Below are 24,759 nucleotides of genomic sequence, written 5' to 3'. Positions count from 1 at the left end.
CGCTAGGGTCGATTGGATCCAAAAGGAGGCGAGCGATGGGGCTCCCAGGACTGCAGCGACTAGACCACATCGGCTTCACCGTGCCCGATCTCGACGAGGCACAGACGTTCCTGGTCGACGTGCTCGGCTGCGAGTACCTCTACTCCCTGGGCCCGTTCGCCGACGAGGGGATGTGGATGGCGGAACACCTCAACGTCCACCCGCGCGCCACGATCCCGGAAAACCGGTTCTTCCGGCTCGGCGGCCAGGCGATCCTCGAGGTGTTCTCGTACACGGCGCCCGGCCGGCGCACCGAGCAGCCCCGCAACAGCGACGTCGGCGGCCACCACATAGCGCTGTACGTCGACGATCTTGACGCCGCCGTCGCCCACCTGAGACGGCACGGCGTCACGGTGCTCGGCGAGCCCACGGCGAGCCGCGGTCCCCATGAGGGCCAGCGCTGGGTCTACTTCCTGGCACCATGGGGCATGCAGTTCGAGCTGGTCTCCTACCCGCACGGCCGGGCTTATTTCCGGGGCGAGAACACATGACCGTGGCCACGCAGCGCGTCGCCGAGCACCTGCGCAGCGCCATCCTCGGCGGACGGATCGCCCCCGGCGAGCGGGTCCGGCAGGAGGACATCGCCCAGCAGCTCGGCGCCAGCCGGCTCCCCGTGCGCGAGGCGCTGCAGATGCTGGCCGCCGAGGGCCTCGTCGAGCACGAGCCCAACAAGGGCGCCCGGGTGCCCTGGCTGTCCATGCACGAGGTCGACGTGATGTACAAGATGCGCGAGCAGCTCGAGCCTCTCGCCCTCGCCGAGAGCCTGCCGATGCTGACGCCCGGCGACTTCCTGCGGCTCGAGGAGATCCAGGACGAGATCGAGGCCGGGGTCGACGTGGAAGGGTTCCTCGCTCTCGACCGCGAGTTCCACCTGCGCACCTACAGCGCCTGCGGCATCGATCAGCTGACCACCACGGTCACCCGGCTGTGGAACTCGACGCAGTACTACCGCCGTCTGTTCATGCAGCTCACCGGCCCGAGCCGGCGCTGGGTCGTGAACGCCGAGCATCGCCTGCTGCTCGACGCCATCGAGCGCCGCGACGAGATCGACTCGGGCCGATTCCTGGCCGGTCACATCCGGCGGACGCGCATCGAGCTCGGCCGGCATCCCGAAGTATTCGGAGAAGACTGATGATCACGCTGACGGTGAACGGCGAGGAGCATCGCGTCGCGGCCGATCCGGACACGCCGCTGCTGTACGTCCTGCGCAACGATCTCGGCCTGGTGGGCGCGCGCTTCGGGTGCGGGCTCGGGCTCTGCGGCGCCTGCTTCGTACACGTCGACGGACATCCGGTGCCGTCGTGCGAGACCCCGATCTGGTCGGTCGCGGGCAAGGCGGTCACGACGGTCGAGGGCATCACACCCCACCCGGTCCAGAGGGCGTTCCTCGACGAGCAGGCGGCGCAGTGCGGCTTCTGCGTCACCGGGATCATCATGTCGGCGGTCGCGCTGCTGGAGCGCGACCCTCATCCCGGCGAACCCGAGGTGGTCGCCGCGCTCGACCGGCATCTGTGCCGGTGCGGGGCGCAACAGCGGATGGTCCGGGCGATCGTACGGGCGGGCGAGGACGATGGCTGAGCTCCCGAAGAACCTCGCCGCCAACCCGATCCTCGCGCGCTGGATCACGGTGCACGCCGACGGCACGATCGACGTGCGGGCCGGAAAGGTCGAGCTCGGTCAGGGCATCCTCACCGCGCTGGCGCAGATCGCCGCCGACGAGCTCGGCGTCGGCATCGCGGCGGTCCGCATGCTGCCGGCCGGGTCCGGCGGGCCCGACGAGGGCGTCACCGCGGGCAGCCTGTCCATCATGGATTCGGGTGCCGCGCTGCGGGTCGCGGCGGCCAACGTCCGGGCGCGCTTCGCCCGTGCGGCGGGTGGCGACCACTTCTCCTATCCCGAGCTGGCGTCCCTGGTCGACCTCGAGGTCCCGGCCGACCCCGACGTGCCGCTGCGGTCGGGGCGCGAGCTGGTCGGGCGGAGCGTAGAGCGGCTCGACCTGCCGGACAAAGTGTTCGGGCGGCCGCGCTACATCCAAGACATGCGCCCGCCCGGCCTGCTGTTCGGCCGGGTCGTGCGTCCGCCGTCGCGTGGGGCACGCCTCGTCGAGGTGGACGCCGCGGTGCCCGAGGGGTTCACGCTCGTACGCGACGGCTCGTTCCTCGGCCTGGTGGGGCCGGACGAGGCGACCGTGGTGCGCGCCGCGGAGGCCCTGCGGCGGGGCACGCGGTGGGCTGAGCATGACTCGCTCCCCAACGAGGAGGAACTCGACAAGTTCCTGCGATCGGGCCCGCACGAGACCATCACGGTCGTCGACGACGACACCGACACGACCGGCGGCCGGGGCGACCACGCCCACGCGAGCGGCGACCGCGTCGTTCGGGCGACCTACAGCCGTCCGTTCGTGGCGCACGCGTCGATGGCGCCCAGCTGCGGTGTGGCGCTCTGGCATGGCGACGGGCGGGTCGACGTGTGGTCGCACAGTCAGGGCGTCCATCCGCTCGGGCGGGCGATCGCTGCCGCGCTCGGTCTCGAGCCGGGCGCCGTGCGGGTCGAGCACGCCGAGAACGCGGGCTGCTACGGGCACAACGCCGCCGACGACGCGGCGTTCGACGCGGTGCTGCTCGCCCGGGCCGTGCCGGGACGGCCGGTTCAGGTGTTGTGGAGCCGGCAGGACGAGCTGTCGTGGGCGCCGTTCGGGTCGGCGATGACGGCCGACGTCGCCGCCACGTTGTCGGCCGACGGGGCGATCTCGTCGTGGCGCTACGACGTCTTCAGCCAGGGACACATGGCCCGGCCCGGGTACGCCGGCGTGCCCGGTCTACTCTCCGCGACCTTCCTCGAGCAGGCGGCCGACTATCCGGCGCCGGTGGATCCTCCGGCCGCGAACGGGTACGGCAGCATGCGCAACGCGCTGCCCGGGTACGACCTGCCGCGCCGTCGGGTGGTTGGGCATCGGTTGCTCCGGTCACCGATCCGCAGCTCCTCGATGCGGGCGCTGGGCGCGTTCCTCAACGTCTTCGCCATCGAGTCGGCCATGGACGAGCTGGCCGAGGCGGCCGGGCGGGATCCGCTGGAGTTCCGGCTGGCTCATCTCAGCGACCCGCGTGGGCGGCGAGTCCTCACTGCGGCGGCCGAGGCGGCCGGCTGGGGCCGGCCGCGAGCCGACGGCACCGGGGTCGGGCTGGGCTACGCCAGGTACAAAGGCACCGGCGCATACTGCGCGGTGGTCGCCGAGGTGGAGGCCGAGGCGGACGTCCGGGTTCGTCGCCTGACCGTGGCGGTCGATGTGGGCCGCGTGGTCAACCCGGATGGCGTGCGCAACCAGATCGAGGGCGGCGCCGTGCAGTCGGCCAGCTGGACCCTCACCGAGCGGGTTCGCTTCGACCGCCGGCAGGTCACCAGCGACACGTGGGAGACCTACCCGATCCTGCGGTTCTCCCGGGTGCCGCGGGTCGACGTCACGCTGGTCGGCGGCGACGAGAACGAGAAGTCGCTCGGCGCGGGCGAGGGCGCGCAGGGCCCGACCGCTGCCGCGATCGGCAATGCGCTGGCGGCGGCGGTCGGCGTCCGCGTGCGTGACCTGCCCCTGACAACCGAGGCGGTGGTGGCGGCGATCGAAAGAGAGAGCTGACTTCGCGGCGCTACCAGGAGACGGCGATGTACTTGGACTCGGTGTAGTCGAGCAGCCCCTCGTGGCCGCCCTCGCGGCCTATCCCGCTCTGCTTCACGCCGCCGAACGGGGCCGCCGGGTCGCTCACCAGGCCTCGGTTCAGGCCGACCATCCCTGCCTCCAGGGCCTCGCTCACCCGCAAGCCGCGGGAGAGGTCTCGCGTGTAGACGTAGGCGACCAGGCCGTACTCGGTGTCGTTGGCCAGGAGGACTGCCTCCTGCTCGGCGGTGAAGGTGACTATGGGGGCCACGGGGCCGAAGATCTCCTCGCGGAGGATGGGGGCGTCGGGCGCGACGTTCGTCAGGACGGTGGGCGGGTAGTAGCAGCCGGGGCCGGAAGGGCGGGAACCGCCGGTGACGGCGACCGCTCCGGCCGCCAGGGCCGCGCGGACCAAGGTGTCGACCTTGGCCACCGCGTCCTCGTTGACCAGCGGGCCGAGCTGAGTGGCGGGGTCGGTGCCGGGGCCCATCGCCAACGACCGCATGCGGTCCGACAGGAGGCGGGAGAACTCTGCCGCGACCGGGGCCTCCACGTAGAAGCGGTTCGCCGCCGTGCAGGCCTCGCCGCCGTTGCGCATCTTGGCGATCATCGCGCCGTCGACCGCGGCGGGGAGGTCGGCGTCGGCGAAGACCAGGAAGGGGGCGTTGCCGCCCAGTTCCATCGACGTGTTCACGACGTTGTCGGCGGCCGCGGCCAGCAACAGGCGGCCCACCTCGGTCGAGCCGGTGAACGAGACCTTGCGGACGCGGGGGTCGTGCAGCATCGCGTCGACGACCTGGCCCGAGCTTCGGGACGGCAGGACGTTGACGACGCCGGGCGGGATGCCGGCGTCGGCCAGGAGGGCGGCCATGGCCAGGGCGGTCAGTGGGGTGTCCGAGGCGGGCTTGAGGATCACGGTGCAGCCGGCCGCCAGGGCGGGGGCGATCTTGCGGGTGGCCATGGCGGCGGGGAAGTTCCACGGGGTGACCAGCACGCAGACGCCCACGGGTTGACGAACCACCAGGATGCGGTTGGCGCCCGAGGGGGCGACCGCGACCGAGCCCAGCGCGCGCACGGCCTCCTCGGCGTACCAGCGGAAGAACTCGGCGGCATAGGCAACCTCGCCCTGGGCGTCGGCGAGAGCCTTGCCGTTCTCGAGGCTGATCAGGTGGGCCAGCGAAGAAGCGCGGGAAGTCATCAGGTCGAAAGCACGGCGCAGGTGCTCCGCCCGTACACGTGGCGGGGTTGACGCCCAGGCAGCCGCGGCGTCGGACGCCGCCGTGACCGCCGCAAGGGCGTCGGACGGCGTGCCGTCCGCCACCGACGCGATCACCGTGCCGGTCGCCGGGTCGAGGACGTCGAAACGATCACCGGTCGAGGAGGGGACCCACTTGCCGCCGATGAAGAGATCAGAATACACGAGGACTCCCAACGGGCTAATAGGGGTTGGCGACCATGAGGTCTTCCGACGGGAACAGCGTGAGGATGCGCGGGCCGTCCTCGGTGACCACGACCTCCTCCTCGAGCCGCGCCGCCGAGAAACCGTCGTCGGCGGGGCAGTACGTCTCGAGCGCGAAGACCATTCCGGGTTGCAGCTCCACCGGCGCGGAAAAGCTGTTGAGGCGGGAGATGATGGGCCGCTCGTGAAGGCCGAGCCCGAGTCCGTGCCCGAACTGCAGACCGAAGGCGGCCATTTCGTCCTCGAAGCCGAACGAAGGGGCGGCCGGCCACAACGCCGCGATCTCGTCGGTGCCCACGCCGGGGCGTACGGCGGCGATCGCCGCGTCCATCCACTCGCGCGCCTTCTTGTACGCGTCGCGTTGCGAAGACGTCGCGCGCCCGACCCCGAGCGTGCGGTAGTAGCAGGTGCGGTAGCCGTTGAACGAGTGGATGATGTCGAAGAACGCCTGGTCGCCGGGGCGGATGATGCGGTCGGAGAAGTTGTGCGGGTGCGGGTTGCACCGCTCGCCGGAGACCGCGTTGATCGCCTCGACCTGGTCGGAGCCCATCTCGTACAGCCGCTTGTTGGCCATGGCCACGATCTCGTTCTCGCGGATGCCGGGCTTCAACGCCTCCACGATGTCCTGGTAGACGCCGTCCACCATCGCGGCGGCCTGGTTCAGCAGCATGATCTCGTCGGGCGACTTGATCAGCCGGGCGTCGAGCATCAGCTGCTGGCAGTCGACGACCTGTAGCCCCTGCCGCTGCATCTCGAACAGGAACGCCGGTTCCACGATGTCCAGGCCGACCGGCTGGCCGGCGAGGCCCGCATCGACGAGCAGGCCCTTGATTTCGCGTACGGCGGACTCCATGAGCCCGGCCGACGGGGCGATGGCCCCGCGCATCCCGAGCATGCCCGCCCTGCAATCGGCGGGGTCGAGCCACGGCGCGTACAGCTTGTGATGCCGTGCCGCCGAGCCGAAGTCCCACAGCGTCGGCCCGCCCGAGCGCGTGAGCAGCGCATACCGGGTCATCTTGTCGCCGAGCGCCCCGCCGATCCACGTCTGCGTGGTGTAGCGGATGTTGTAGAAGTCGAAGAGCAGGAACGCCCCGCACTCCGAGGACGCCAGCGCGGATTGAGCGCGCGAGAGGCGGTAGCGCCGCAGCCGGTCGAAGTCGACCCGCTCCTCGTAGTCGACCCCCATGTGCCCCGGAGCGCCGAGCGGCCGGCTCACGACGACAGCCCGTCGTCGACCGGCGTGTCCTCCGGCTTGAGCGCGAGCCCGGAGGCAGCCGCCTGCTGGTCGAGCAGGATCGCGAAGTCTTCGGTCACCCGCCCGCTCGACACCGCCTGCTGCACCAGTTGGGCGGTCAGCGCGGCCAGCGGCAGCGGCACGTCGAGCTCGTGCCCGGCCGCCAGCCCGAGGTCGAAGTCTTTGCGCAGCAGCAGCGGCGTGAACGTCGGTGTGTAGTCGAGGTGGACGAAGGCCGGGCTCTTGTAGCGGGTGAACATCGACCCCATCACGCTGTCGTTGAGGAACGCGAGGAAGGCGGCCCGCGAGACCCCGCCCTTCTCGGCCAGCACGGTGATCTCGGCCAGGCACTGGGTGACCACGCCGAGCATCAGGTTGTGGCAGATCTTGACGAGTCGCGAGACGTCGCCCTCCCCCACATAGGTCACCGATCGCGCGATATGTCCCAGCAGATCGGCCACCCGCTCGTAGGCGGGAAGCGGGCCCGACACCGCGATACTCAAATTTCCGGACTTGACGACCTTGCCGTTCCCGGAGACCGGCGCGGCCAGGAAGTCGACCCCCAGGGCAAGGCACGACGCGCGCACGAGGGCGGACGACTCGGGCGAGATCGTCGAGCAGTCGACCAGCGTCCCCGGCACCGACGCGGGATCGGCCAGCAGCCCCTCCGCCCCGAACAGCACCTCTTCGAGATCTGCGGAGGTGGACAGCATCGTGAAGACGACATCGCAGGATCGCAGCGAGGCGACATCGGATGCGACGGGGCACCCGGTGGCCTCGGCCTTCGACCGCGTCCGGTTCCAGATCAGCGGCGGCACACCGGCGGCGAGGAGGCGGCCGGCCATCGCGGCCCCCATCCGCCCCGCTCCGATCCAACCAACGCTGCCAGCAGCTTCAGCCATGTTGCGTCTCCTTCGCAGGGGTGCCGCCCAGATAGAGCGAGGCCATCTCAGGGTTGTCGCGTACCGAGGCGGCGGTGCCGGTCAGCCGCACCCGCCCGCCCTCCATCACCACGCCGTGGGTGGCCAGTCCGAGCCCGAGCCGCACGTTCTGCTCGACCATCAGCAGGGTCGTCCCGCCCTCGTGCAGCGATCGGATCAGCCCCGCCACCGCCGCGAGGCTGCGCGGGTCGAGCCCGAGCGACGGCTCGTCGAGCAGCAGCAGCTTGGGCGAGAGCATCAGGCAGCGCGCGATCTCGACCATGCGCCGCTGCCCGCCCGAGAGGTTCCCGGCCTGATCGCCCGCACGCGACGCGACCAGCGGGATGCGGTCGCACACGGCGGCATACCGCGCGGCGAGCAGCTTCCGGTCACGGCGGATCAAGTAGCCGCCCAGCAGCACGTTCTCCCGTACCGACATGCCCGGGAAGAGCGCCTGCGACTGCGGCACCTGCGTGATGCCGAGGGCCAGGATCCGGGCCGGGTCGAGCCCGTCCATGCGCTCGCCGGAAAGAGAGACCGATCCGGTCCGGCATCGCAGCAGCCCGCTGATCACCTTGAGCACCGTGGACTTCCCGGCCCCGTTCGGCCCGACGATGCAGGTCACCGTCCCCGCGTCGCACGAAAGCGACACCCCCTGCAGCACGTTCCCGCCGCCGTAGCCCGCCGTGACGTCCTCAAGCGTGAGCATCGGCCCTCCAGTCGTCCCCTAGGTAGGCGTCGAGCACCAGCGGGTCTTCCCTGATCCGCGCCGGCGGCCCGGACGCTATGCACTTCCCGCGCGCGAACACGTGGACCGGATCGCAGAGGTCGAGCACGAGCGGAATGTTGTGCTCGACCACCAGGAAGGTCACGCCGTCGCGGTTGAGCTCGCGAATCACCTCGGTCAGCCGCCCGAGCAGACTCGGGTTGACCCCGCCGGCGGGCTCGTCGAGCAGGATCAGCTCGGGCGCCTGCATCAGCACCTGCGCGAGCTCGACCAGCTTCTGCTGCCCGTAGGAGAGGGCGCCCGCCTTCTGCTGCGCCAGCGCCCCGAGCCCCACCACGTCGAGCAGCTCGCGGGCGCGGGTGGCCTCGGCCCCCGACACCGCGTCGGCGAGCATCGTCCGCACCTTGCCGTCCGGCTGCGGCGCGACCACGTTCTGCAGCACGGTCATGTCCTTGAACAGCCGCGTCACCTGGAACGTCCGGCCCAGGCCGAGATGCCCGCGCGTCCACGGCGGCAGCTTCTCGATCCGCTTGCCGTTGAACGTCACGGTCCCCGCGTCGGCCGGCATGGCTCCTGTGATCAGGTTGAACAGCGTCGTCTTCCCCGACCCGTTGGGCCCGATCAGCGCCGTGATCGACCCTCGCTCGACGGTCAGATCGGCGCCGTCGACCGCGACCAGCCCGCCGAATCGCTTCGTAACGCCGCTCACCTCGAGAATCGGTCCCGGTTCCCGCTGCGGCAGCCGGGCCCGGACCACGGCCGCGTTGTGCGACAGCGCGCCCACCTGATCGGTGAACTCGACCTTCCGGGGATGCCGCTTGCGCCAGGCCGCCTCCACCGTCGGCAGCAGCCCGGCCGGCAGGAACAACACGACCAACACCAAGATCAAGCCCATGATGAGTACGCGTGACTGGCTGCCACCGCCGTACACGGTCGCGCCCTCGTTCACCAGCGAAACGATGAACGCCCCGATCACCGGTCCGTAGAGCGTTCCCCGCCCGCCGAGCAGCGCCGCGAGAACGATCAGCACGCTGCCGAGGATCGCGAACGACCCCACCGGATTGAGGAAGGTCTGGTAATACGCGTAGACGCCTCCGGCCACGCCGATGAAGAAGCTGCTGGCCCCGTACGCGATGATTTTGAAGATGGTGGTGTTGACGCCGATCGCGGCGGCCTTGCCCTCGTCCTCGCGGATCGCGATGAGCCCGGTGCCGAGCTTGGTGCGGGCGATCCACGCGCTGAACAGCACGGTCAGCACGAGGAGCAGCAGGAACGCGTAGTAGAACGGGATGTTCTGGAAGTCGGCGCTCCAGAACGGAAGCTCCAGGGTGATGCCGTCGGAGCCGTTGGTGAGCGAGTCCCAGTTGGTGGCGATGATCTGCGCGGACAGCAGGAGCGCGATCGTGATGATCACGAAGGCGTGGCCGCTGGTCCGCAGCACCACCGCGCCGAACACCACGGCGACGATCACCGCGACGACCCCGCCGAGCGGCGCCACCCAGAACGGGTTGACGCCGGTGTGCAGCGCGATGATCGCGGCGGTGTAGGAGCCGAGGCCGAGGAACATGCTGTGCCCGAGCGAGATGTAGCCCGCGTACCCGGAGATGATGTTCCAGCTGGCGGCCTGGATCGCGAGCAGGAACATCATCAGCATGACGCCCTGGGGGTAGGGCTGCCACGGGTTGATCGCCGGGTAGATGAGCAGGCACAGCAGAACCACGCCGGCGACGAGATGCTGTTTCCTCATGCGACGTCCTCACGCAGGCGGGCGCCGAACAGGCCCTGCGGCCGGACCAGCAGGACCGCCATGATCACGAGATAGAAGACCAGCGTCGACCACTGCAGGGAGCCGTAGGTCGCGGTGAGCGTCTCGGCCAATCCGAGTACGAGCGCGCCGACCAGCGCCCCCGGCAGCGAGCCCATGCCGCCCAGCACCACGATGCCGAGCAGCCGGGAGATCCAGTCGTAGTGCGACGCCGGGAAGAACGGGTAGAGCACCGACAGGATCGACCCGCCGACGCCGGCGCTCGCGCTGCCCAGCGCGAACGCCAGCGCGGCCGTGGCCGTCGCCGTGATGCCGACCAGCGCCGCGGCCGACGGGTTCTGCGAGGTGGCCCGGATGGCCCGGCCCGCCCAGGTGCGGGTGAGCACCACGTACAGCCCGCCCAGCACCACGACCGCCGCAAGGAAGCCGTAGACCTGGGCCTTGGGCAGCAGGATGTCGCCCACCCGGAAGCTCTGCTCGAAGTACGCCGGGGTGGCCGAGCGGAACTTGTTGCCCGCCACCACGTTGAGGAAACCCTCGATGACCAGCGCGATGCCGAAGGTGAGCAGGACCGACATCGAGGCCGCCTGCCCGCTGATGCGCCGCACCACGAACCGGTACAGCAGCCAGCCGAGGCCGAACATCAGCGGGGCGGTGATGAACGCGGCGAGGATCGGGTCGATCCCGATCGTCCGCCACAGCCACCAGGTGAACGTGGCGACCAGGATGAGGAACGCGCCCTGGGCGATGTTGACGATCCGCAGCACCCCGAAGATCAGCGTCAGGCCGGAGGCCATGAGCGCGTAGATGCCGCCGATCAGCACCCCGAGCACGAGCGCCTGGACGAACTGGGTCATGTGCCGATCACTTCCAGTCGGGCTTGGGGTTCACGACCGTCTGGGTGGTGGCCGCCTCGGCCGGCGCGACGACCTGTGCCTTGCCGGACTGCCACTGTCCGAGCAGGAACTTGCCGATCGGCTCGCCGGTGGCTTCCCAGCTCAGCGGGCCGAGAATGGTCGTCACCTGGTTGGCGTGCAGCCAGTCGCGCAGCTTGGCCTGGTCGGTGGAGCCGACCGCGGTGACCGCGGCCTGCAGCACCTCGGCCGCCGCGTACGCGTCCGCCGCGTCCTCGGCCGGATCGGCGTTCTGGTACTTCGCCTTGTAACCCGCGACGAACTCGGCGTTCTTCGGGGTCTTGGCGTCCTGGTGCCAGCTGACCGTGTAGAACACGCCCTCGGTGTTCTCCACGCCGACGCCGGAGCTGTACTGACCCGCGTTGCTGGGCGCCGAGGTCTGGAACATGATCTTCGGCGAGTACTGCAACTGCTTCAGCGAGCGGACCAGGCCGACGCCGTCCTCGAAGACCGCGCCCTGGGCGATCAGGTCGGGCTTCTTGGCGGCGAGCTGGCTGGCGATCGACTGGAAGTTCGTGGTGTCGGCCGGGTACGTCGAGCTGTACACGGTCTTGACCCCGAGCGCCTCCAGCTGCTTCTGCATGCTCTCGATGACCGGAGCCGCGAACGGGTCATCCTGCGTCGGGTACGCGGCGGTCGCCGGCCGCTGATCGGCGGGCAGCGACTTGATCCACTCGACGAAGACGTCGGCCTGGTGCGGCGCGGTGGCCGGCTGGGCGAAGAAGAGGTACTTGAAGCCGCGCTCGAACATCTTCGGCGCGCCGCCGGCCGGCTCGACGAACACCATGCCGTTCTTCTCGGCGACCGCGGAGGCGGGGTAGTTGAGCAGGGAGGAGAACGTGCCGAGGATGAGGTCGACCTTGTCCTGCGTGATCAGCTTGGTGTAGTCGCTGACCACCGTGTCCTGGTTGCTGGCGTCGTCGACGATCTTGAGCTGCACCTGGCGGCCGAGCAGGCCGCCGGCTTTGTTGATCTGCTCGGCCCAGACCTCGTAGCCGCGGCGCGCCTCGGTGCCGGGCTGGGAGAAGTCGCCGGTCAGCGGCAGCGAGATGCCGATCGTCATGGGCTTGCTGGTGTCGGCCGCCGCCTTCTCGGACGGACGGGAGCCACAGGCGCCGACGCCGAGGGCCAGCGCGGCGGTGAGGGAAGCGGCGAGGACTGTTCGCCGGGGGACGGATATCTCGATCATCAGGGTCCTCCTGAGAGAGGCCGCAATCGTTTGCGTAGCAGGATGTGTCCTGTGTTACAGCAATGTCAAGAGTTCCGACTGCAAACGAGTGCGGCTATGCTGCCGTCGTGGCCACCACCGTGCGACTCGGATCGTTCACGCCGTCGGTCCTGCTGCGCGTCGCGCGTCACCTCGACCCGGCCCTCGACGTGACCGAGACGCTCGTGCCCTCGTCGCCGGCCCAGTTCCGGGCGCTCTACGACGGCGCCTACGACGCCGTGTTCACCAGCCCCGACAACGTTCTCGGCCAGCCACGCCGGGTCGAGATGCTGGCCGCGATCGATCGCGGCATGGGCCTGGCCCTCTACGGCCGCGGCGAGCTGCGCGGCGCCCGTGTCGGCGTCGACGTGCCCGCCTCCGGGTTCGCCTTCGCCCTCTACGCGCTGGCTTCGTCGCTGGGCGTGTCCCGCGACGAGTTCGAGGTGATCACGCTCGGCTCGACGCCGTCCCGGCTGCGGGCATTGCTGGCCGGCGAGTGCGACTACACGATGCTCAACGCCGGCAACGAGCTGCATGCCGAGGCGGCGGGCTTCACCGCGGTCGCCCGGGTCAGCGAGGTCTGCCACCCCTATCTGGGCACAGTCCTGGCCGCCGTCGACCCGGCGCCGGTCGCCGCCCTGACCGACAGTCTGGTCGAGACCGCGGCCGCCATCGTCGACGGCAAGCACGACGAGCTGGTCGTCGCCGCGGCCACCGAGGCGCTGGGCCTCCCGCGGCCGCTGGCCGAGCGCTACCTGCGCCGGCTCAAAGACCCCGACGAGGGCCTCGTCCCCGACGGCGTCATCCACGCCTCGGCCCTGGCCACGGTGGCCGGCCTGCGCCGGCGTTTCGCGTGACCCGCCCGCTGCGCCTGCTCCAGGCCACGACGTTCGTCAGCACCATGGACCGATTCGCCATGCCGCCCATGCTGATCATCACCGCGCGATCGCTGGGCGTTCCGCTGGCGGCGGTGGTCCAGACGGCAAGTGTCTACTTCCTCGCGTACGGGTTGATGCAGCCGATCTGGGGTCTGCTGTCCGAGCGGCTGGGCCGCGTCCGGACGCTCCGGATAACCCTGGCCGCGGCCGGCGTCGCGGCCGCCGGTTCCGCCGCCGTCACCACGGTCACCCAGCTCGGGGTGGCCCGCGCCCTCGCCGGCGCCGCGTTCAGCGCGGCCATCCCGGCGAGCCTCATCTACGTCGGCGACACGGTCTCGCGGGAACGCCGGCAGACCGAGGTCACCAACCTCATGGTCGGCGTCGCGCTCGGCACCGCCCTCGCCTCGGCCGGCGCCGGCCTGCTCGCGGTCGCGGTGAGCTGGCGCGCGGCTTTCCTGGTCTCCGCCGTCTGCGCGCTGACCCTCTCGTTCCTGCTGCGCCGGCTGCCCTCCCCCGCCACGGGCCGGCGGGGCGGCGGCGGCTTCCGCCGCCTGTTCCGCTCGCGGGCCGCGCTGCTCGTGCTGCTGCTCGCCTTCGTCGAGGGCGGCGTGCTGCTCGGCGCGCTCACCCTGCTGCCGCCGGCCATCGAGTCCACCGGCGTCAGCGCGGCGCTGGCCGGCGCGGTCACCGCCGTGTACGGCCTGGCCGTGCTGGTCTTCGCCCCGCTGGTCGGCGCGCTGTCCCGGCGCTGGCCGGCCTGGCGGCTGATCGCGTGCGGCGCCACCGCCGCGGTCGCCGCCTGCGCGCTCGCCGCGGTCTCCCAGCGGGCCGCGGTCGCCGCTGCGGTCGCCGTCCTGATCGGCCTGGCCTGGGCCGCCATGCACTCGTCGCTGCAGACCTGGGCCACCGAGGTGCTGCCGGTCGCCCGCTCGGCCGTCGTCTCCGGCTTCGCCGGGTGCCTGTTCGCCGGCAGCGCGCTGTCCTCGGCGCTGCTGGCCGCCCCGGCCTCCGCGGGCCGCTACTCGGCCGGGTTCGCCGCGCTCGCGCTGGCCGCCGTCCCGCTGGGCGTGCTGGCCACGGTGTCGCGAGCCCGGCTCTCCACACCGGCCGTAACCGTCGGAGGCGGCAATGACTGACACCGCGTCGCGAGCATCGGCCATGACCGTCGGGAGGCGACGATGACCGGCCCTAGACTCGTGCGAATGACCACCCCGACGCTCCGCGACGTCGCGCAGCTCGCCGGGGTGCACCCCGCCACCGCGTCCCGCGCGCTCAACCCGCAGACCCGCCCGCTGGTCAACGCCGACACCGCCCGCAAGGTGCTGCGCGCCGCCGAGTCCATCGGCTACCAGCCCAACCCGATCGCGCGAAGCCTCAAGACCGCGCGCAGCAGCACCGTCGGCCTGGTCATCCCCGACCTGACCAACCCGCTGTTCCCGCCGATCGTCCGCGGCATCGAAGACGTGCTGACCACGGCCGGCTACAACGCCTGGATCGTCAACACCGACAACGACCCCGGGCGCGAGGAGGCCCAGGTCGAGTCGCTGCGCTCCCGCCAGGTCGAGGGCCTGATCGTGGCGACCGCGCGCCGCGAGCACCCGCTGCTGATCCGGCTGCACGAGCAGGGCGTACGCATGGTCCTGGTCAACCGTCGCGTCGATGGCCTGGAGCTGCCGTCGGTGAGCGCCGACGACGACGCCGGCATCGCGCTCGCGGTGGCCCACCTGGTCGAGCTGGGCCACACGCGCATAGCCCATCTCTCCGGCCCGCAGCAGACCTCGACGGGCCTGAACCGCGCCCGCGCCTTCCGCCACGCGATGATCGACAACGGCCTGGCCGACGATCCGGCGCTCACGGTCGAGTGCGGCTACTGGTCCGAGACCGAGGGCGCCCAGGCGCTGCGGTCCCTGCTCGACTCGGGCGCCGAGTTCACCGCGATCGTGGCCGGCAACGACCTGATCGCGCTGGGCTGCTACGACGTCTTCGCCGAGCGCGGCATCTCCTGCCCCGAGCAGATCAGCGTGGTGGGCTTCAACGAGATGCCGTTCCTCGACAAGTTGCGTCCTCCGCTCACCACGGTGGCCATCCCCCACTACGAGATCGGCGGCGAGGCCGCCCGCCTCCTCCTCGACACGATCGAGGAGCCCGACCGCCACCCGCGCTCGGTGCTGATGAACCCGTCGCTGGTGATCCGCGCGTCCACGGCCCGACCCCGCTAGCTGCCGGTGTCCCTAGGCAGGAATGCGGCCAGCGCGGCGTACGTGACCGAGCCGTACACCAGGTGCGGCATCAGGTCGCTGAACCAGTCGGCGGCCGACCAGTCGCGCGGGTCGCTGACGCCCAGCGAGGCCATCGAGGCGTCCGTCGAGGCCATCGCGGCCAGTCCCACCAGCGCCGCGCCCACCGGCAGCGGCGGGCGCAGGCCTGCCCGGCGCAGCACCCCGAACACCACCCCGATGCCCACGCCGGTCACCACGCCCGACAGGCTGCCGAGGGCGCTGACGCGGTTCTCCCGGGCCTCGCCCTCGCCCGGGAGAGAGACCGGCAGCCGGTCCTCCACCGCCTCGACGGTCCGCTCGGGCGTGTCGCTGCTGCCCCGCCCGCGCACCACCATGTCGAGGTAGGTGGCGGCGTTCAGCGCGGCCGTGCCGGCCGCGCCCGCGATCGCACCGGCCAGGATTCCCATGCTCATGACCGCCGTGTACCCCGGCCGGGCCGGGGCACACCTCATCCGGCCGGCAGCCGGACTTCGAAGCGGCAACCGCCGCCGGTGTTGCACACACCGACCCGGCCGCCGTGTGCCTCGACCAGGCCGCGGACGATCGCGAGACCGAGCCCCGCGCCGGTGCCCGGGGTGCGGGCGCGCTCGCCGCGAAAAGCGATGTCGAAGACCCGGTCGAGATCATTGTCGGGGATGCCGCCGCAGGTGTCGGAGACGGTGAGCCACACCCCGTCGCGCCCGCGGCCCGCGTCGATGTGCACGGTGCCGTCGGCCGGCGTATAGCGCACCGAGTTGACCAGCAGGTTCGTGACGACACGGGCGAGCTCGCGCTCGCCGGCGCGGACGGTGGGCCAGCCGCTCTCCGCCGCGACGAGGGTGATCTTCTTGCTGGCGGCCAGCGGCGCGACGCCGGCGATCGCGTCGGAGACCACCTCGCGCAGCGGCACGGCAGTGGGCACCAGGCGCAGCGCGCCCGCGTTGATCCGGGAGAGCTCGAACAGGTCGTCGACGAGCCGGGTCATCCGGCCGGTCTCGACGCGCAGGCGCCGGTGGTACTCGGCGACCGTGACGGGGTCGGCGACGACGCCGTCCTCCAGGGCCTCGGCCATCGCCCGCATCCCGGCGAGCGGGGTGCGCAGGTCGTGCGAGACCCAGGCGACAAGCTCCCGGCGGCCGGCCTCGAGCCGGCGCTCGCGCTCGCGGGCCTGCTGCGCCCAGACCGCCGACGCGGCGAGCCGGCGGCCGAAGATCACGCCCACGGCCAGGCTGACCAGCGCGGCGGCGCACACGGTGAGCAGGACGACCCGCATGTCGTGGCCGGAGAGGAACATGGCCCGCGCGACCACCGTCACGCCGGCGACCACCGCGAGCACGGTCACGGCCAGCAGCACGACGACGTGGGTGAGGATCGACCGGCCGCGCAGCAACCTCAGCACCGCGGCGCCCGCCGCACCGACCACCGCGCCCGCGGCCAGCGCGTAGAGGGCGATGAGCAGCGTGTCCTTCATCGGGCGCTCGGCTCGTAGCGGTACCCGATGCCCCAGACGGTGAGAATCCGGCGCGGCTCGGCCGGATCCGGCTCGATCTTCTCCCGCAGGCGGCGGACGTGCACGGTCACGGTCGATTGGTCGCCGAACTGCCAGCCCCACACCTTGTCGAGCAACTCGGCGCGCGACCAGGCCCGGCCGGGGTGGCGCAGCAGGAACATCAGCAGGTCGAACTCCCGGACGGTCAGCGACAGCGGCGTTCCGTCGAGCTCGGCCAGCCGGCGCGCCGTGTCGAGGGTCAGGCCCGCGTCGCGCACAAAAGGTGGCGGGTCCGTGGCCGGGGCGGCGCGGCGCAGCACCGAGCGGATCCGCAGCACGAGCTCGCGTGGCGAGAACGGCTTGGTCACGTAGTCGTCGGCGCCCACCTCGAGGCCGAGCACCCGGTCGGCCTCCTCGCCCAGCGCGGTCAGCATGATCACCGGCAGGCCGGGCAGCTGCCGGCGAAGCCGCCGGCACACCTCGATGCCGTCGATGCCGGGCATCATCAGGTCGAGCACCACCAGGTCGGGCACGTCGGCGGCGACCGCGGCCAGGCCGTCGGCGCCGTCGGCAGCCAGCCGTACCTCGCAGCCGTCCTGCTCCAGGTAGCGCCGGACGACATCACTCACGGTCGGGTCGTCGTCGACCACCAGCACACGATGTCCCACCCCGTCACGCTACCGATGCCCGAGGTCGCCGGGCCTTGCGAACTTCTTACGGATCGTCGCCACGAGCGCGACGACCAGCAGGACGAGCGGCATCCACAGCAGGTCGTGACCGACCAGCACGACAACGAGAAACACGGCCATGCCGATCGGGTCGGCGTCGGCGTCGGTGAGGGCTCCGATCAGCGCGTACGTCATGAGCACGGCGCCCAGCGCGACCAGCCCGGCGCGGAACCTCATCGCGGCGTCCGCACGGTCAGCCGCTCGATCCACTTGGTCTGCAGCACACCGGGCCGGTTCGGCGCGATCAGCCGGGCCGGGTAGCCGTGGTCGGGGTGCAGCACCTCGCGGCCGAGCCGCAGCGCGATCAGGGTCAGCGGATCGCGGACGTGTTCCGGAGGCACGGTGGAGACCCGGTAGCGGCCCCGCCGCTCGAGCGACTCGACCAGCACCGTGGCCCGGTCCGGGTCCCCGCCGGCCATCGTCACGAGATCGCGCAGCCGCACCCCGCCCCAGGTGGCGCCCTGACTCCACCCCTCGACGCAGGCGATCGGCAGGTGCACGGTGTGCTGCGGCATCGCGTTCAGCGCCTCGAGATCGAGGCTGGTCTCGCCGGCCGGTCCCGCGAGAACCAGCCGGTATCCCGGGTCGGCGACGACGCCGGCGGCCGCCGCGGTCTTGTTCACCAGCAGCCCCTGCGGGCCGGTGCCGGGCCGGCGGGGCGCGAGCAGACCAAGACCAGCGAGCGGCCGCACGGTCTGCCCGGCCGTGGTGAGCGTGATCAGTCCGGCCGCGGCCGCGACGCCGGTCAGCAGCGCGCGACGGCGCCGATCGGCGGCGGCGCGGCGGTCCCGGTCGGCGGCGGCGCGGCGGCGCAGCGCAGCCCGGACGACCGGCAACTGCACGCCGACGTGGACGAGCAGGGCGCCGATCGCGAGCCACGCCACCCAGTAGTGGCCGGTGGTGAAGAAGAACGGCATCGGCGCGTACCAGCGCGCGATGTTGAGGACCCCGCTGACCACCTGGAACAGCGCGGCGGCGACCAGCGCGGCCACCGCGGCCCGCTCCGCGGCGTGCGCGATCGACCGGAGCGGCGGCCAGGCGAACAGCCGCGGGTAGACCGACCACAGCTTGACGCCGAGCAGCGGCACGCAGGTCAGCCCGGTCGCGACGTGGAGTCCCTGGGTCACCCGGTAGAGCCACACCGGTCGTGAGGGCCAGAAGAACCAGCCGGGCGGGTGCTGAATCAGGTGGCTGAGCAGCCCGGTCAGGAAGCAGACGCCGAACGCCACGCCGAGCGCCACGCCGAGCTGGCTGGTCAGCCGCTCGGACCGCAGGGCCGAGGGGAACGCGCCCGCTCGCAACGGCCCGCGTCGCAACGCCGCGGGCGGCGCCGGCAGCGGCGCCCGCAGGCGGCGGGTCAGCCAACGGTCAGGGTCGCGAACCATCGGTCTGCCTCCGTCCACGTCTCGAGCACGCGCATCGCCGTCGCGGCGGCGAGCGCGGCGAGGTCGTCGATCGGCACGCACGCCCACGGCAATTCGGCGCCGCCGTGCACGGCCGCCGGCCCGGGGCAGCCCGCGGCGTCCTCGACGACCGCCGGCCCGGACCAGCCCGCGGTGCCCGGCGCGGCCGCCTCGACGTGCGCCCGGCCGCCGGTGGCCAGCAGCCGGCGGCACCGGCGCAGCAACCGGGCCGGGTCGCCGCCGATCCCGATGTTGCCGTCGGCGAGCAGCACGTGGTGCCAGCGGCCCGCGCCGGGCAGCGGGTCGAAGACGTCGCGGCGCAGCGCGGCCGCCCCCCGGCGGCGGGCCAGGCGCACGGCGGTCTCGCTGATGTCGATGCCCAGCGCGGGACAGCCGCGGCGGGCCAGCGCCCCGGCGAGCCGGCCCGGCCCGCAGCCGACGTCCAGGGTCGGCCCGGTGCAGCGGGCGAGCAGGGTCTGGTCGCCGGGCAGGTCGTCGCGGCACCAGGCGGCGGGGTCGAAGCGCTGCTCCCGGCCGGTCATGTGCCGGACGGTGAGCGGGACCGCACGCCGGAACATCGCGTCGAACAGCACGGTCGCGCTCACCGGGGAACCTCGGCGGCGACCACGCCGGGGAACCGCCGGCCCCGCGGGCAGAGAGCGGCCACCGCGTACGCGTCCTGCACGGTGTCCACGTCCCGCAGCCGCGGCAGCTCGGCCACCCGCAGTCCCCGCCGGCGCAGCGCCGCGCGCGTGCGCGAGCCCGTCGTGCCGGTGGAGGTCGGTATGCCGCGCAGCGCGGCGCCGTGCCGGGCGTCCCGCAGCCCCAGCGCCCACCAGCCGCCGTCCTCGGCCGGCCCGAGCACCGCGTCCGGGCCGTCCGGGTCGCCGAGCAGGCGCAGCGCCGCGTCCAGGTGATCGCCCGTGAGCTGCGGGGTGTCCATGCCGATCAGCAGGGCGGTCCCGCCGGTGTCGGCGAAGCCGTTGGCGAGCCGCTCGTCGAGCGGGCCACCACGCTGGAGCCGGGCGGCCCATCCGCCCGGCGCCGGGCACGCGGCATCGGTCAGCAGCACGCGGGCGCCGGCCCCGGAGGCGTCCACCGCGTCGACAGTGTCGGCGAGCGCCGCGGCGGCCACCCGGGCCGCCTGCTCGGGCGTGCACGGCGGGCACAGCCGCGTCTTGACCCGGCCGGGCGCGGGCACCTTGGCGAGCAGGACCACGGACACGCTCATCGGGCCAGCACCCGGCTCATGTCGCGGACGGCGCGGGCGGTGCCCAGGAACGTGCCGGTCACCTTCGAGCGGGTGCCGGCGGCCCGCGGCAGATAGTCCACATCGATCTCGGCGACCCGCCAGCCGGCCCGGCCGGCCGCGATCAGCAGCTCGAGCGGGTAGCCGAACCGGCGGTCGCGCAGCCCGAGCGCGAGCAGGTCGCCGCGGCGCGCGGCCCGCATCGGGCCGATGTCGTGCACGTCCAGCCCGGTGACCCGGCGCACCCGCCGGGCCAGGATCGCGTTGCCGGCCCGGGCGTGCAGCGGCCACACCCCGCGCGCGGCCGGGCGGCGGCGGCCGGTCGCCAGCTCGGCCTCGCCGTCGCGCACCGGGCCGGCCACTGCCGGCAGCTGTGCCGGGTCGAACGACCCGTCCGCGTCCATCACGCAGACCACGCCGTCGCCCGCGGCCAGGATGCCGGCGTGCACCGCGGCGCCGTACCCCGGCTCCGCCACGGTGATCACCTCGGCGCCGCAGGCGCGGGCGACCGCGGCCGAGCCGTCGGCCGAGCCGTTGTCGACGACTATCGGCCGGTAGCCGGCCGGCATGCGGGCCAGCAGGCCGGGCAGGGCCGGAGCTTCGTTCCGGCAGGGCAGCACCACGTCCGTCATGTCGCCGACGCTAGGGACGACCGGCCCGGAAAGGGCTTACGAGCCGATGACGAACCCTTACGAAACGCTGACGCCCAGGGCGCGCCGCCGACGAGTCCTTACGAACCGCTGACCAAACCTTACGAACCGCTGACACGTCCACCACGCGGCCCGGCCGCGCCCTAGCGTCGGCGCCGTGACACGTGTGCTTGTGACCGGCGGCGCCGGCTTCATCGGATCCCATGTCGTCGCGGCGCTGTCCGCGACCGGCCATGACGTGACCGTCCTCGACTCCGGCCACCCGGCCGCCCACCGCGAGCCGCTGCCGGCCACGATCGCCGGGGCCACCGTGCTCCGGGCCGACCTGCGCGACGCGGACGCGGTCGACGCGGCCCTGGCCGGCGTGGAGGTGGTCGTCCACCAGGCCGCCATGGTCGGGCTCGGCGCGAATCTGGACGACCTGCCCGACTACGTCGGCTGCAACGATCTCGCCACCGCCGTCCTGCTCGCCGCGATGGCCCGTGCCGGGGTCAGCCGACTCGTCTTGGCCAGCTCGATGGTGGTCTACGGCGAGGGCGGGTACGCCTGCGCCGCGCATGGCCCGGTCCGGCCCGGTCCCCGCGTCGTGGCCGATCTGGCCGCGGGCCGCTTCGAGCCACCGTGCCCGCGCTGCGGTGACGCGCTGGCGCCCGAGTTGGTCGGCGAGGACGCGCCGCTCGACCCCCGCAGCGTCTACGCCGCGACGAAAGTCGCCCAGGAACACCTGACCGCCGCCTGGGCGCGGGAGACCGGCGGCGCGGTGGCGGCGCTGCGCTACCACAACGTGTACGGCCCGGGGATGCCGCGCGACACTCCCTACAGCGGGGTGGCGGCGATCTTCCGGTCCGCGGTCGAGGCCGGGCTGCCGCCGCGCGTCTTCGAGGACGGCGGCCAGCGGCGGGACTTCGTCCACGTCCGCGACGTGGCCGCCGCGAACGTCGCCGCGCTCGCATCGACCGCGACGTCCGGCGGGTGGCGGGCATACAACATCGCCTCCGGCCGGCCGGCCACCGTGGGCGAGCTGGCCGCCGAGCTGTCCCGCGCAGCCGGCGGCCCAGCCCCGGTGACGACCGGCGAATTCCGCCTCGGCGACGTCCGGCACATCGTGGCCCACCCCGGCCGCGCCGCCGCCGAGCTGGGCTTCCGTGCCCGGATCGCGCTCCCCGAGGGAGTGGCGGAGTTCGCCTGCGCCCCACTACGCGGATGAAGCCGCGCCCGCCCGAACGGAAGAAGCCGCGCAGATGAAGTCACGCCCGGCCACGCAGATGAAGCGACGTCCGGCCGCGTTGATGAAGCCGCGCCCCGCCGGGTGGGTGGCCGACCTCGTCGCCGCGGCCGTCGCCCTGGCGCTGGTCGTGGCGGCGGCCATCACGGCCGGGGTACTCCAGCTGCTCGGCCACCCGGCGCACGCGGCCGCCGCGCCCCTGTTCGCCCACTGGCTGCCCCACGTCGGCCCGGGCACGCCGCTCGCCATCGCAGTGGCGGTGGCGGTGTGCCGCTACGGCCCGGTGCTGGCCGCCCGCCTGCGATGGCGGCCCCTGCTGGCCGCGTCCTATGTGACCGCACTCCTGTGGACCCTGTCGCTGGCGCTCGTCGACGGCTGGCAACGCGGCGTGGCCGGCCGCCTGACCACCCGCCCCGAGTACCTCACCGAGGTCCCAGGCGTCACCGACGTCCCAAAAATGCTGCGCGGCTTCACGGGACGGATCCTCGATTTCCAGCCCGACTCATGGACCACGCACGTCTCCGGCCATCCGCCCGGCGCCCTGCTGGTCTTCGTGGGCCTGGACCGGCTCGGCCTGTCCGGTGGCGCCTGGACCGGCCTGCTGTGCATCGCCGCCGGGGCGCTCACCGCGGTCGCCGTGCCGGAGACCGTCCGGCTGCTCGTCTCCGAGCGGGCGGGCCGGGCCGCGGCCCCGTTCGTGGCGCTGTTCCCCGGCGCGATCTGGGTGGGCGTCTCCGCCGATGGCCTATTCGCCGGTGTCACCGCGTCCGGGGTGGCATTCCTGGCGTACGGCCTAGTCCGCCGTTCCCAGCCAGCCGCCTTAGTGGGCGGGCTGCTCCTAGCCGGGGGCGCCTACCTCTCGTACGGCCTCGTCCTGATGTTCGTGATCGTCGCCGCCGTCGTGCTGTCCGCACACAGAGCAGTGCCCGGCGCATGGCGAACGGCCGCGTGGGCAATTGCCGGCGCGGCCGCGGTCGTGGCGACGTTCACCGCGGCGGGCTTCGACTGGCTCACCGGCTACCACCTCGTCACGCGTCGCTACTACCAGGGAATCGCGGCGCATCGCCCGTACGCGTATTGGGTCTGGGCCAACCTCGCGGCCCTAACCATCGCCGCCGGGCCGGTCGCCGCCGTGATCATCCGCCGGGCCGTCGCGGCCCGGCGTGGGCCCTGGCTCCTCCCGCTCGCCGCCGCGGCCGCCATCCTCGCCGCCGACCTGTCCGGCTACAGCAAGGCCGAGGTCGAGCGGATCTGGCTGCCATTCGCGGTGTGGCTGCTCGCGGGCGCCGCCCTGCTGCCCGCCCGCACGCGGCGCCGGTGGCTGATCGCGCAAGCCGCGGTGGCCCTCATCGTGAACCACGTCCTGCTCACGGTCTGGTAGGCAACCGAACCGCACCCGAATCACCCCGCGAAACACAATCAACAGACCTTTTCCGAGCCCGGTCCGTAGCCGACAGGAGGTACCACCTCCGACCGGTTGCAGAAGGGCTCGACACGTGCGTAAGTTCGCTCGCGGGATCACACTTGCCGCGGTAATGATCGCGGCGCCGCTGGTGACCGTCCCCGCAAGCGCGACGGCCACCGCGCCCGCCGCCACGACGCTGTCCGGCCGGCTCGCCGCGGTCAAGGCGGCCAAGCAGATCAACTACTACCCGTCGCAGGCCGGCTGGACCCGGATGTGGACCGACTTCGATCCGGACACCATCGACGCCGACCTCGCCAAGGCCGAGGCGCTCGGCGCCGACAGCGTCCGGGCCATCGTCTTCCCGTCGGTGTTCGGCTACCCCACGCCGAAGCCCGAGTACACCACGAAGCTCGCCCAGTTCGTCTCCCTCGCGGTGGCGCACGGCTTGACCGTGAAGATCACCCTCTTCGACTGGTGGGACGGCTACACCGACATCACCGGAAGCACCGCCTGGACGAACGCGATCCTCGCGCCCTACCGCTACGACACCCGGATCATCGCGATCGGCCTGCAGAACGAGCTCGACCCCACCAACGCCGCCGCCATCGCCTGGGCCAAGAAGCTGGTCCCGGTGGTCCGCGCGGCCGCGCCCGCCATCCCCGTGACGATCTCGGTGAACGAGACCGCCGACCTGGCGAAGCTGAAGGCCTCCGTCCCGGTCGACTACTACGACTACCACTTCTACGGCAACTCCGAGCAGGCGCTCGCCGAGATCCGGATGGCGCAGGCCGCAGTCGCCCCCGCGCCCCTGGTGATCGGGGAGACCGGCGCCAGCACCCTGTCCTCCACCGAGGGCGAGCAGGCCGCGTACCTGGCCCGGGTCTTCGAGGCCGCGAAGGTCGCCGGGGTCCAGTCGGTCGCGCCGTGGACGCTGAACGACTTCGCCACCGGGGCCATCCCGGCCTCGGGCGTCGCGCAGAGCCCCGCCCAGTACCGGTTCGGCCTCTACCGCACCGACGGCACCGCGAAGCCGGCCGCCCGCGTGGTGCAGGCCGCGTGGGCCGGCACGGCGTACCCGTCCGATGTGCTGGATCTCAGCTTCGAGAACGCCGCCGGCCAGTCGGCGTGGAGCGACTACCTGCCCGAGCTCGGCGTGGCCACCAAGACCACCGCCGCCGCCCGCTCCGGGAAGTGGTCGGTGACGCTCAAGAACACCGGCAAGACGGCGGCCGGTGCCCCGTCATACCGGGTGTCGCCGATCGTCCCGGTCCAGCCCGGCCAGAAGTGGCACGCCGAGGTGTGGGCGCGCGGCAACGCCGCGACCGGCGCCACCCAGATCGCGCTGAGCTGGTTCGACGTGAACGGCCGCTGGCTCGGTGGGGCGTCGTCGGCGAGCCTGCCGGCCGGCACCACGAACTGGACGAAGCTGACCGTCGACCAGACCGCGCCGGCCGGGGCCGCCAGCCTCCAGATCCACCTCAAGTCCGGCGCCAACACCGGCGCCGTCTGGTTCGACGACGTCGCCATGACGATGTCGTAGTAGGCCGTAACCTCCGCGCC

General features: G+C 72.5%; 25 protein-coding genes. 10 read left to right on the top strand and 15 right to left on the bottom strand.

Annotation, left to right across the window (positions count from 1 at the left end):
* The first annotated feature begins 35 nt into the window (after nt 1–35).
* From ACIA5D_RS07275 to ACIA5D_RS07260, 4 genes are read left to right on the top strand one after another with little or no spacing between them, the layout of a single operon-like run.
* Entirely contained in the window at nt 36–530 is a 495-nt protein-coding gene (locus tag ACIA5D_RS07275; RefSeq protein WP_396028977.1) for a VOC family protein, read from the top strand.
* Entirely contained in the window at nt 527–1,171 is a 645-nt protein-coding gene (locus tag ACIA5D_RS07270) for a GntR family transcriptional regulator (RefSeq protein ID WP_396028976.1), read from the top strand. Before ACIA5D_RS07275 ends, ACIA5D_RS07270 begins: the two co-directional genes overlap by 4 nt.
* On the top strand, nt 1,171–1,617 hold the full coding sequence (locus ACIA5D_RS07265) for a (2Fe-2S)-binding protein (protein ID WP_396028975.1): 447 nt from the start codon (nt 1,171–1,173) through the stop codon (nt 1,615–1,617). The genes ACIA5D_RS07270 and ACIA5D_RS07265 overlap by 1 nt, the downstream gene beginning before the upstream one ends.
* On the top strand, nt 1,610–3,670 hold the full coding sequence (locus ACIA5D_RS07260) for a molybdopterin cofactor-binding domain-containing protein (RefSeq protein ID WP_396028974.1): 2,061 nt from the start codon (nt 1,610–1,612) through the stop codon (nt 3,668–3,670). The genes ACIA5D_RS07265 and ACIA5D_RS07260 overlap by 8 nt, the downstream gene beginning before the upstream one ends.
* A 10-nt stretch (nt 3,671–3,680) precedes the next feature.
* Here the strand turns inward: ACIA5D_RS07260 and ACIA5D_RS07255 are convergent, their stop codons facing one another.
* The 7 genes from ACIA5D_RS07255 to ACIA5D_RS07225 are packed head-to-tail and all read right to left on the bottom strand — an operon-like array spanning nt 3,681 to nt 11,896.
* Nucleotides 3,681–5,108, bottom strand: a complete 1,428-nt coding sequence (locus tag ACIA5D_RS07255; protein ID WP_396028973.1) for an NAD-dependent succinate-semialdehyde dehydrogenase — start codon at nt 5,106–5,108, stop codon at nt 3,681–3,683.
* A gap of 16 nt (nt 5,109–5,124) precedes the next feature.
* Nucleotides 5,125–6,363: a M24 family metallopeptidase gene (locus tag ACIA5D_RS07250; protein ID WP_396028972.1), complete on the bottom strand. Its 1,239-nt coding sequence runs from the start codon at nt 6,361–6,363 to the stop codon at nt 5,125–5,127.
* Nucleotides 6,360–7,283, bottom strand: coding sequence for an NAD(P)-dependent oxidoreductase (locus ACIA5D_RS07245; protein ID WP_396028971.1), 924 nt, complete (start codon nt 7,281–7,283; stop codon nt 6,360–6,362). The genes ACIA5D_RS07250 and ACIA5D_RS07245 overlap by 4 nt, the downstream gene beginning before the upstream one ends.
* A complete protein-coding gene (locus ACIA5D_RS07240) occupies nt 7,276–8,010 on the bottom strand; it encodes an ABC transporter ATP-binding protein (protein WP_396028970.1) in 735 nt (244 codons plus the stop codon). The genes ACIA5D_RS07245 and ACIA5D_RS07240 overlap by 8 nt, the downstream gene beginning before the upstream one ends.
* Complete coding sequence (locus tag ACIA5D_RS07235; protein WP_396028969.1) at nt 7,997–9,775, bottom strand: ATP-binding cassette domain-containing protein; 1,779 nt, start codon at nt 9,773–9,775, stop codon at nt 7,997–7,999. Before ACIA5D_RS07235 ends, ACIA5D_RS07240 begins: the two co-directional genes overlap by 14 nt.
* The gene (locus ACIA5D_RS07230; protein WP_396028968.1) at nt 9,772–10,650 is read right to left on the bottom strand and encodes a branched-chain amino acid ABC transporter permease; all 879 of its coding nucleotides are present in this window, start codon (nt 10,648–10,650) and stop codon (nt 9,772–9,774) included. The genes ACIA5D_RS07235 and ACIA5D_RS07230 overlap by 4 nt, the downstream gene beginning before the upstream one ends.
* 7 nt (nt 10,651–10,657) lie before the next feature.
* Nucleotides 10,658–11,896, bottom strand: coding sequence for an amino acid ABC transporter substrate-binding protein (locus ACIA5D_RS07225; RefSeq protein WP_396028967.1), 1,239 nt, complete (start codon nt 11,894–11,896; stop codon nt 10,658–10,660).
* A 107-nt stretch (nt 11,897–12,003) separates the two neighbouring features.
* Here ACIA5D_RS07225 and ACIA5D_RS07220 point away from each other — a divergent pair, with 107 nt between their 5' ends.
* The 3 genes from ACIA5D_RS07220 (at nt 12,004) to ACIA5D_RS07210 (ending at nt 15,011) form a co-directional block, all read left to right on the top strand.
* A complete protein-coding gene (locus ACIA5D_RS07220; protein WP_396028966.1) occupies nt 12,004–12,771 on the top strand; it encodes a hypothetical protein in 768 nt (255 codons plus the stop codon).
* Nucleotides 12,768–13,928 (top strand): MFS transporter, encoded by a 1,161-nt coding sequence (locus ACIA5D_RS07215; RefSeq protein WP_396028965.1) that lies wholly within the window; start codon nt 12,768–12,770, stop codon nt 13,926–13,928. The genes ACIA5D_RS07220 and ACIA5D_RS07215 overlap by 4 nt, the downstream gene beginning before the upstream one ends.
* 66 nt (nt 13,929–13,994) lie before the next feature.
* Nucleotides 13,995–15,011 (top strand): LacI family DNA-binding transcriptional regulator, encoded by a 1,017-nt coding sequence (locus tag ACIA5D_RS07210; protein WP_396028964.1) that lies wholly within the window; start codon nt 13,995–13,997, stop codon nt 15,009–15,011.
* Here the strand turns inward: ACIA5D_RS07210 and ACIA5D_RS07205 are convergent.
* The 8 genes from ACIA5D_RS07205 to ACIA5D_RS07170 are packed head-to-tail and all read right to left on the bottom strand — an operon-like array spanning nt 15,008 to nt 20,551.
* On the bottom strand, nt 15,008–15,484 hold the full coding sequence (locus tag ACIA5D_RS07205) for a hypothetical protein (RefSeq protein ID WP_396028963.1): 477 nt from the start codon (nt 15,482–15,484) through the stop codon (nt 15,008–15,010). The genes ACIA5D_RS07210 and ACIA5D_RS07205 overlap by 4 nt on opposite strands.
* A 35-nt stretch (nt 15,485–15,519) precedes the next feature.
* Nucleotides 15,520–16,521, bottom strand: a complete 1,002-nt coding sequence (locus ACIA5D_RS07200; RefSeq protein WP_396028962.1) for a sensor histidine kinase — start codon at nt 16,519–16,521, stop codon at nt 15,520–15,522.
* Nucleotides 16,518–17,207 (bottom strand): response regulator transcription factor, encoded by a 690-nt coding sequence (locus ACIA5D_RS07195; RefSeq protein WP_396028961.1) that lies wholly within the window; start codon nt 17,205–17,207, stop codon nt 16,518–16,520. The genes ACIA5D_RS07200 and ACIA5D_RS07195 overlap by 4 nt, the downstream gene beginning before the upstream one ends.
* 9 nt (nt 17,208–17,216) lie before the next feature.
* Nucleotides 17,217–17,444, bottom strand: coding sequence for a hypothetical protein (locus ACIA5D_RS07190; RefSeq protein ID WP_396028960.1), 228 nt, complete (start codon nt 17,442–17,444; stop codon nt 17,217–17,219).
* Nucleotides 17,441–18,652: a molybdopterin-dependent oxidoreductase gene (locus tag ACIA5D_RS07185; protein WP_396028959.1), complete on the bottom strand. Its 1,212-nt coding sequence runs from the start codon at nt 18,650–18,652 to the stop codon at nt 17,441–17,443. Before ACIA5D_RS07185 ends, ACIA5D_RS07190 begins: the two co-directional genes overlap by 4 nt.
* Nucleotides 18,625–19,275: a methyltransferase domain-containing protein gene (locus ACIA5D_RS07180; protein WP_396028958.1), complete on the bottom strand. Its 651-nt coding sequence runs from the start codon at nt 19,273–19,275 to the stop codon at nt 18,625–18,627. Before ACIA5D_RS07180 ends, ACIA5D_RS07185 begins: the two co-directional genes overlap by 28 nt.
* Nucleotides 19,272–19,901 (bottom strand): DUF2064 domain-containing protein, encoded by a 630-nt coding sequence (locus ACIA5D_RS07175; RefSeq protein ID WP_396028957.1) that lies wholly within the window; start codon nt 19,899–19,901, stop codon nt 19,272–19,274. Before ACIA5D_RS07175 ends, ACIA5D_RS07180 begins: the two co-directional genes overlap by 4 nt.
* A complete protein-coding gene (locus tag ACIA5D_RS07170; RefSeq protein WP_396028956.1) occupies nt 19,898–20,551 on the bottom strand; it encodes a glycosyltransferase family 2 protein in 654 nt (217 codons plus the stop codon). The genes ACIA5D_RS07175 and ACIA5D_RS07170 overlap by 4 nt, the downstream gene beginning before the upstream one ends.
* A gap of 175 nt (nt 20,552–20,726) precedes the next feature.
* Between ACIA5D_RS07170 and ACIA5D_RS07165 the strand changes: the two genes are divergently transcribed.
* The 3 genes from ACIA5D_RS07165 to ACIA5D_RS07155 all read left to right on the top strand — a co-directional run bounded on the left by ACIA5D_RS07165 (nt 20,727) and on the right by ACIA5D_RS07155 (nt 24,739).
* Nucleotides 20,727–21,776, top strand: a complete 1,050-nt coding sequence (locus tag ACIA5D_RS07165) for an NAD-dependent epimerase/dehydratase family protein (protein WP_396028955.1) — start codon at nt 20,727–20,729, stop codon at nt 21,774–21,776.
* A 58-nt stretch (nt 21,777–21,834) separates the two neighbouring features.
* The gene (locus ACIA5D_RS07160) at nt 21,835–23,175 is read left to right on the top strand and encodes a hypothetical protein (RefSeq protein ID WP_396029492.1); all 1,341 of its coding nucleotides are present in this window, start codon (nt 21,835–21,837) and stop codon (nt 23,173–23,175) included.
* A gap of 115 nt (nt 23,176–23,290) precedes the next feature.
* A complete protein-coding gene (locus ACIA5D_RS07155) occupies nt 23,291–24,739 on the top strand; it encodes a cellulase family glycosylhydrolase (RefSeq protein ID WP_396028954.1) in 1,449 nt (482 codons plus the stop codon).
* Nucleotides 24,740–24,759: the final 20 nt, after the last annotated feature.

Origin of the sequence: Actinoplanes sp. NPDC051513 (genome assembly GCF_044454685.1) — a bacterium.
GTDB lineage: Bacteria > Actinomycetota > Actinomycetes > Mycobacteriales > Micromonosporaceae > Actinoplanes.
The sequence above is the reverse complement of the archived record's forward strand: the minus strand, read 5'-3'. Positions and strand labels throughout refer to the sequence as shown.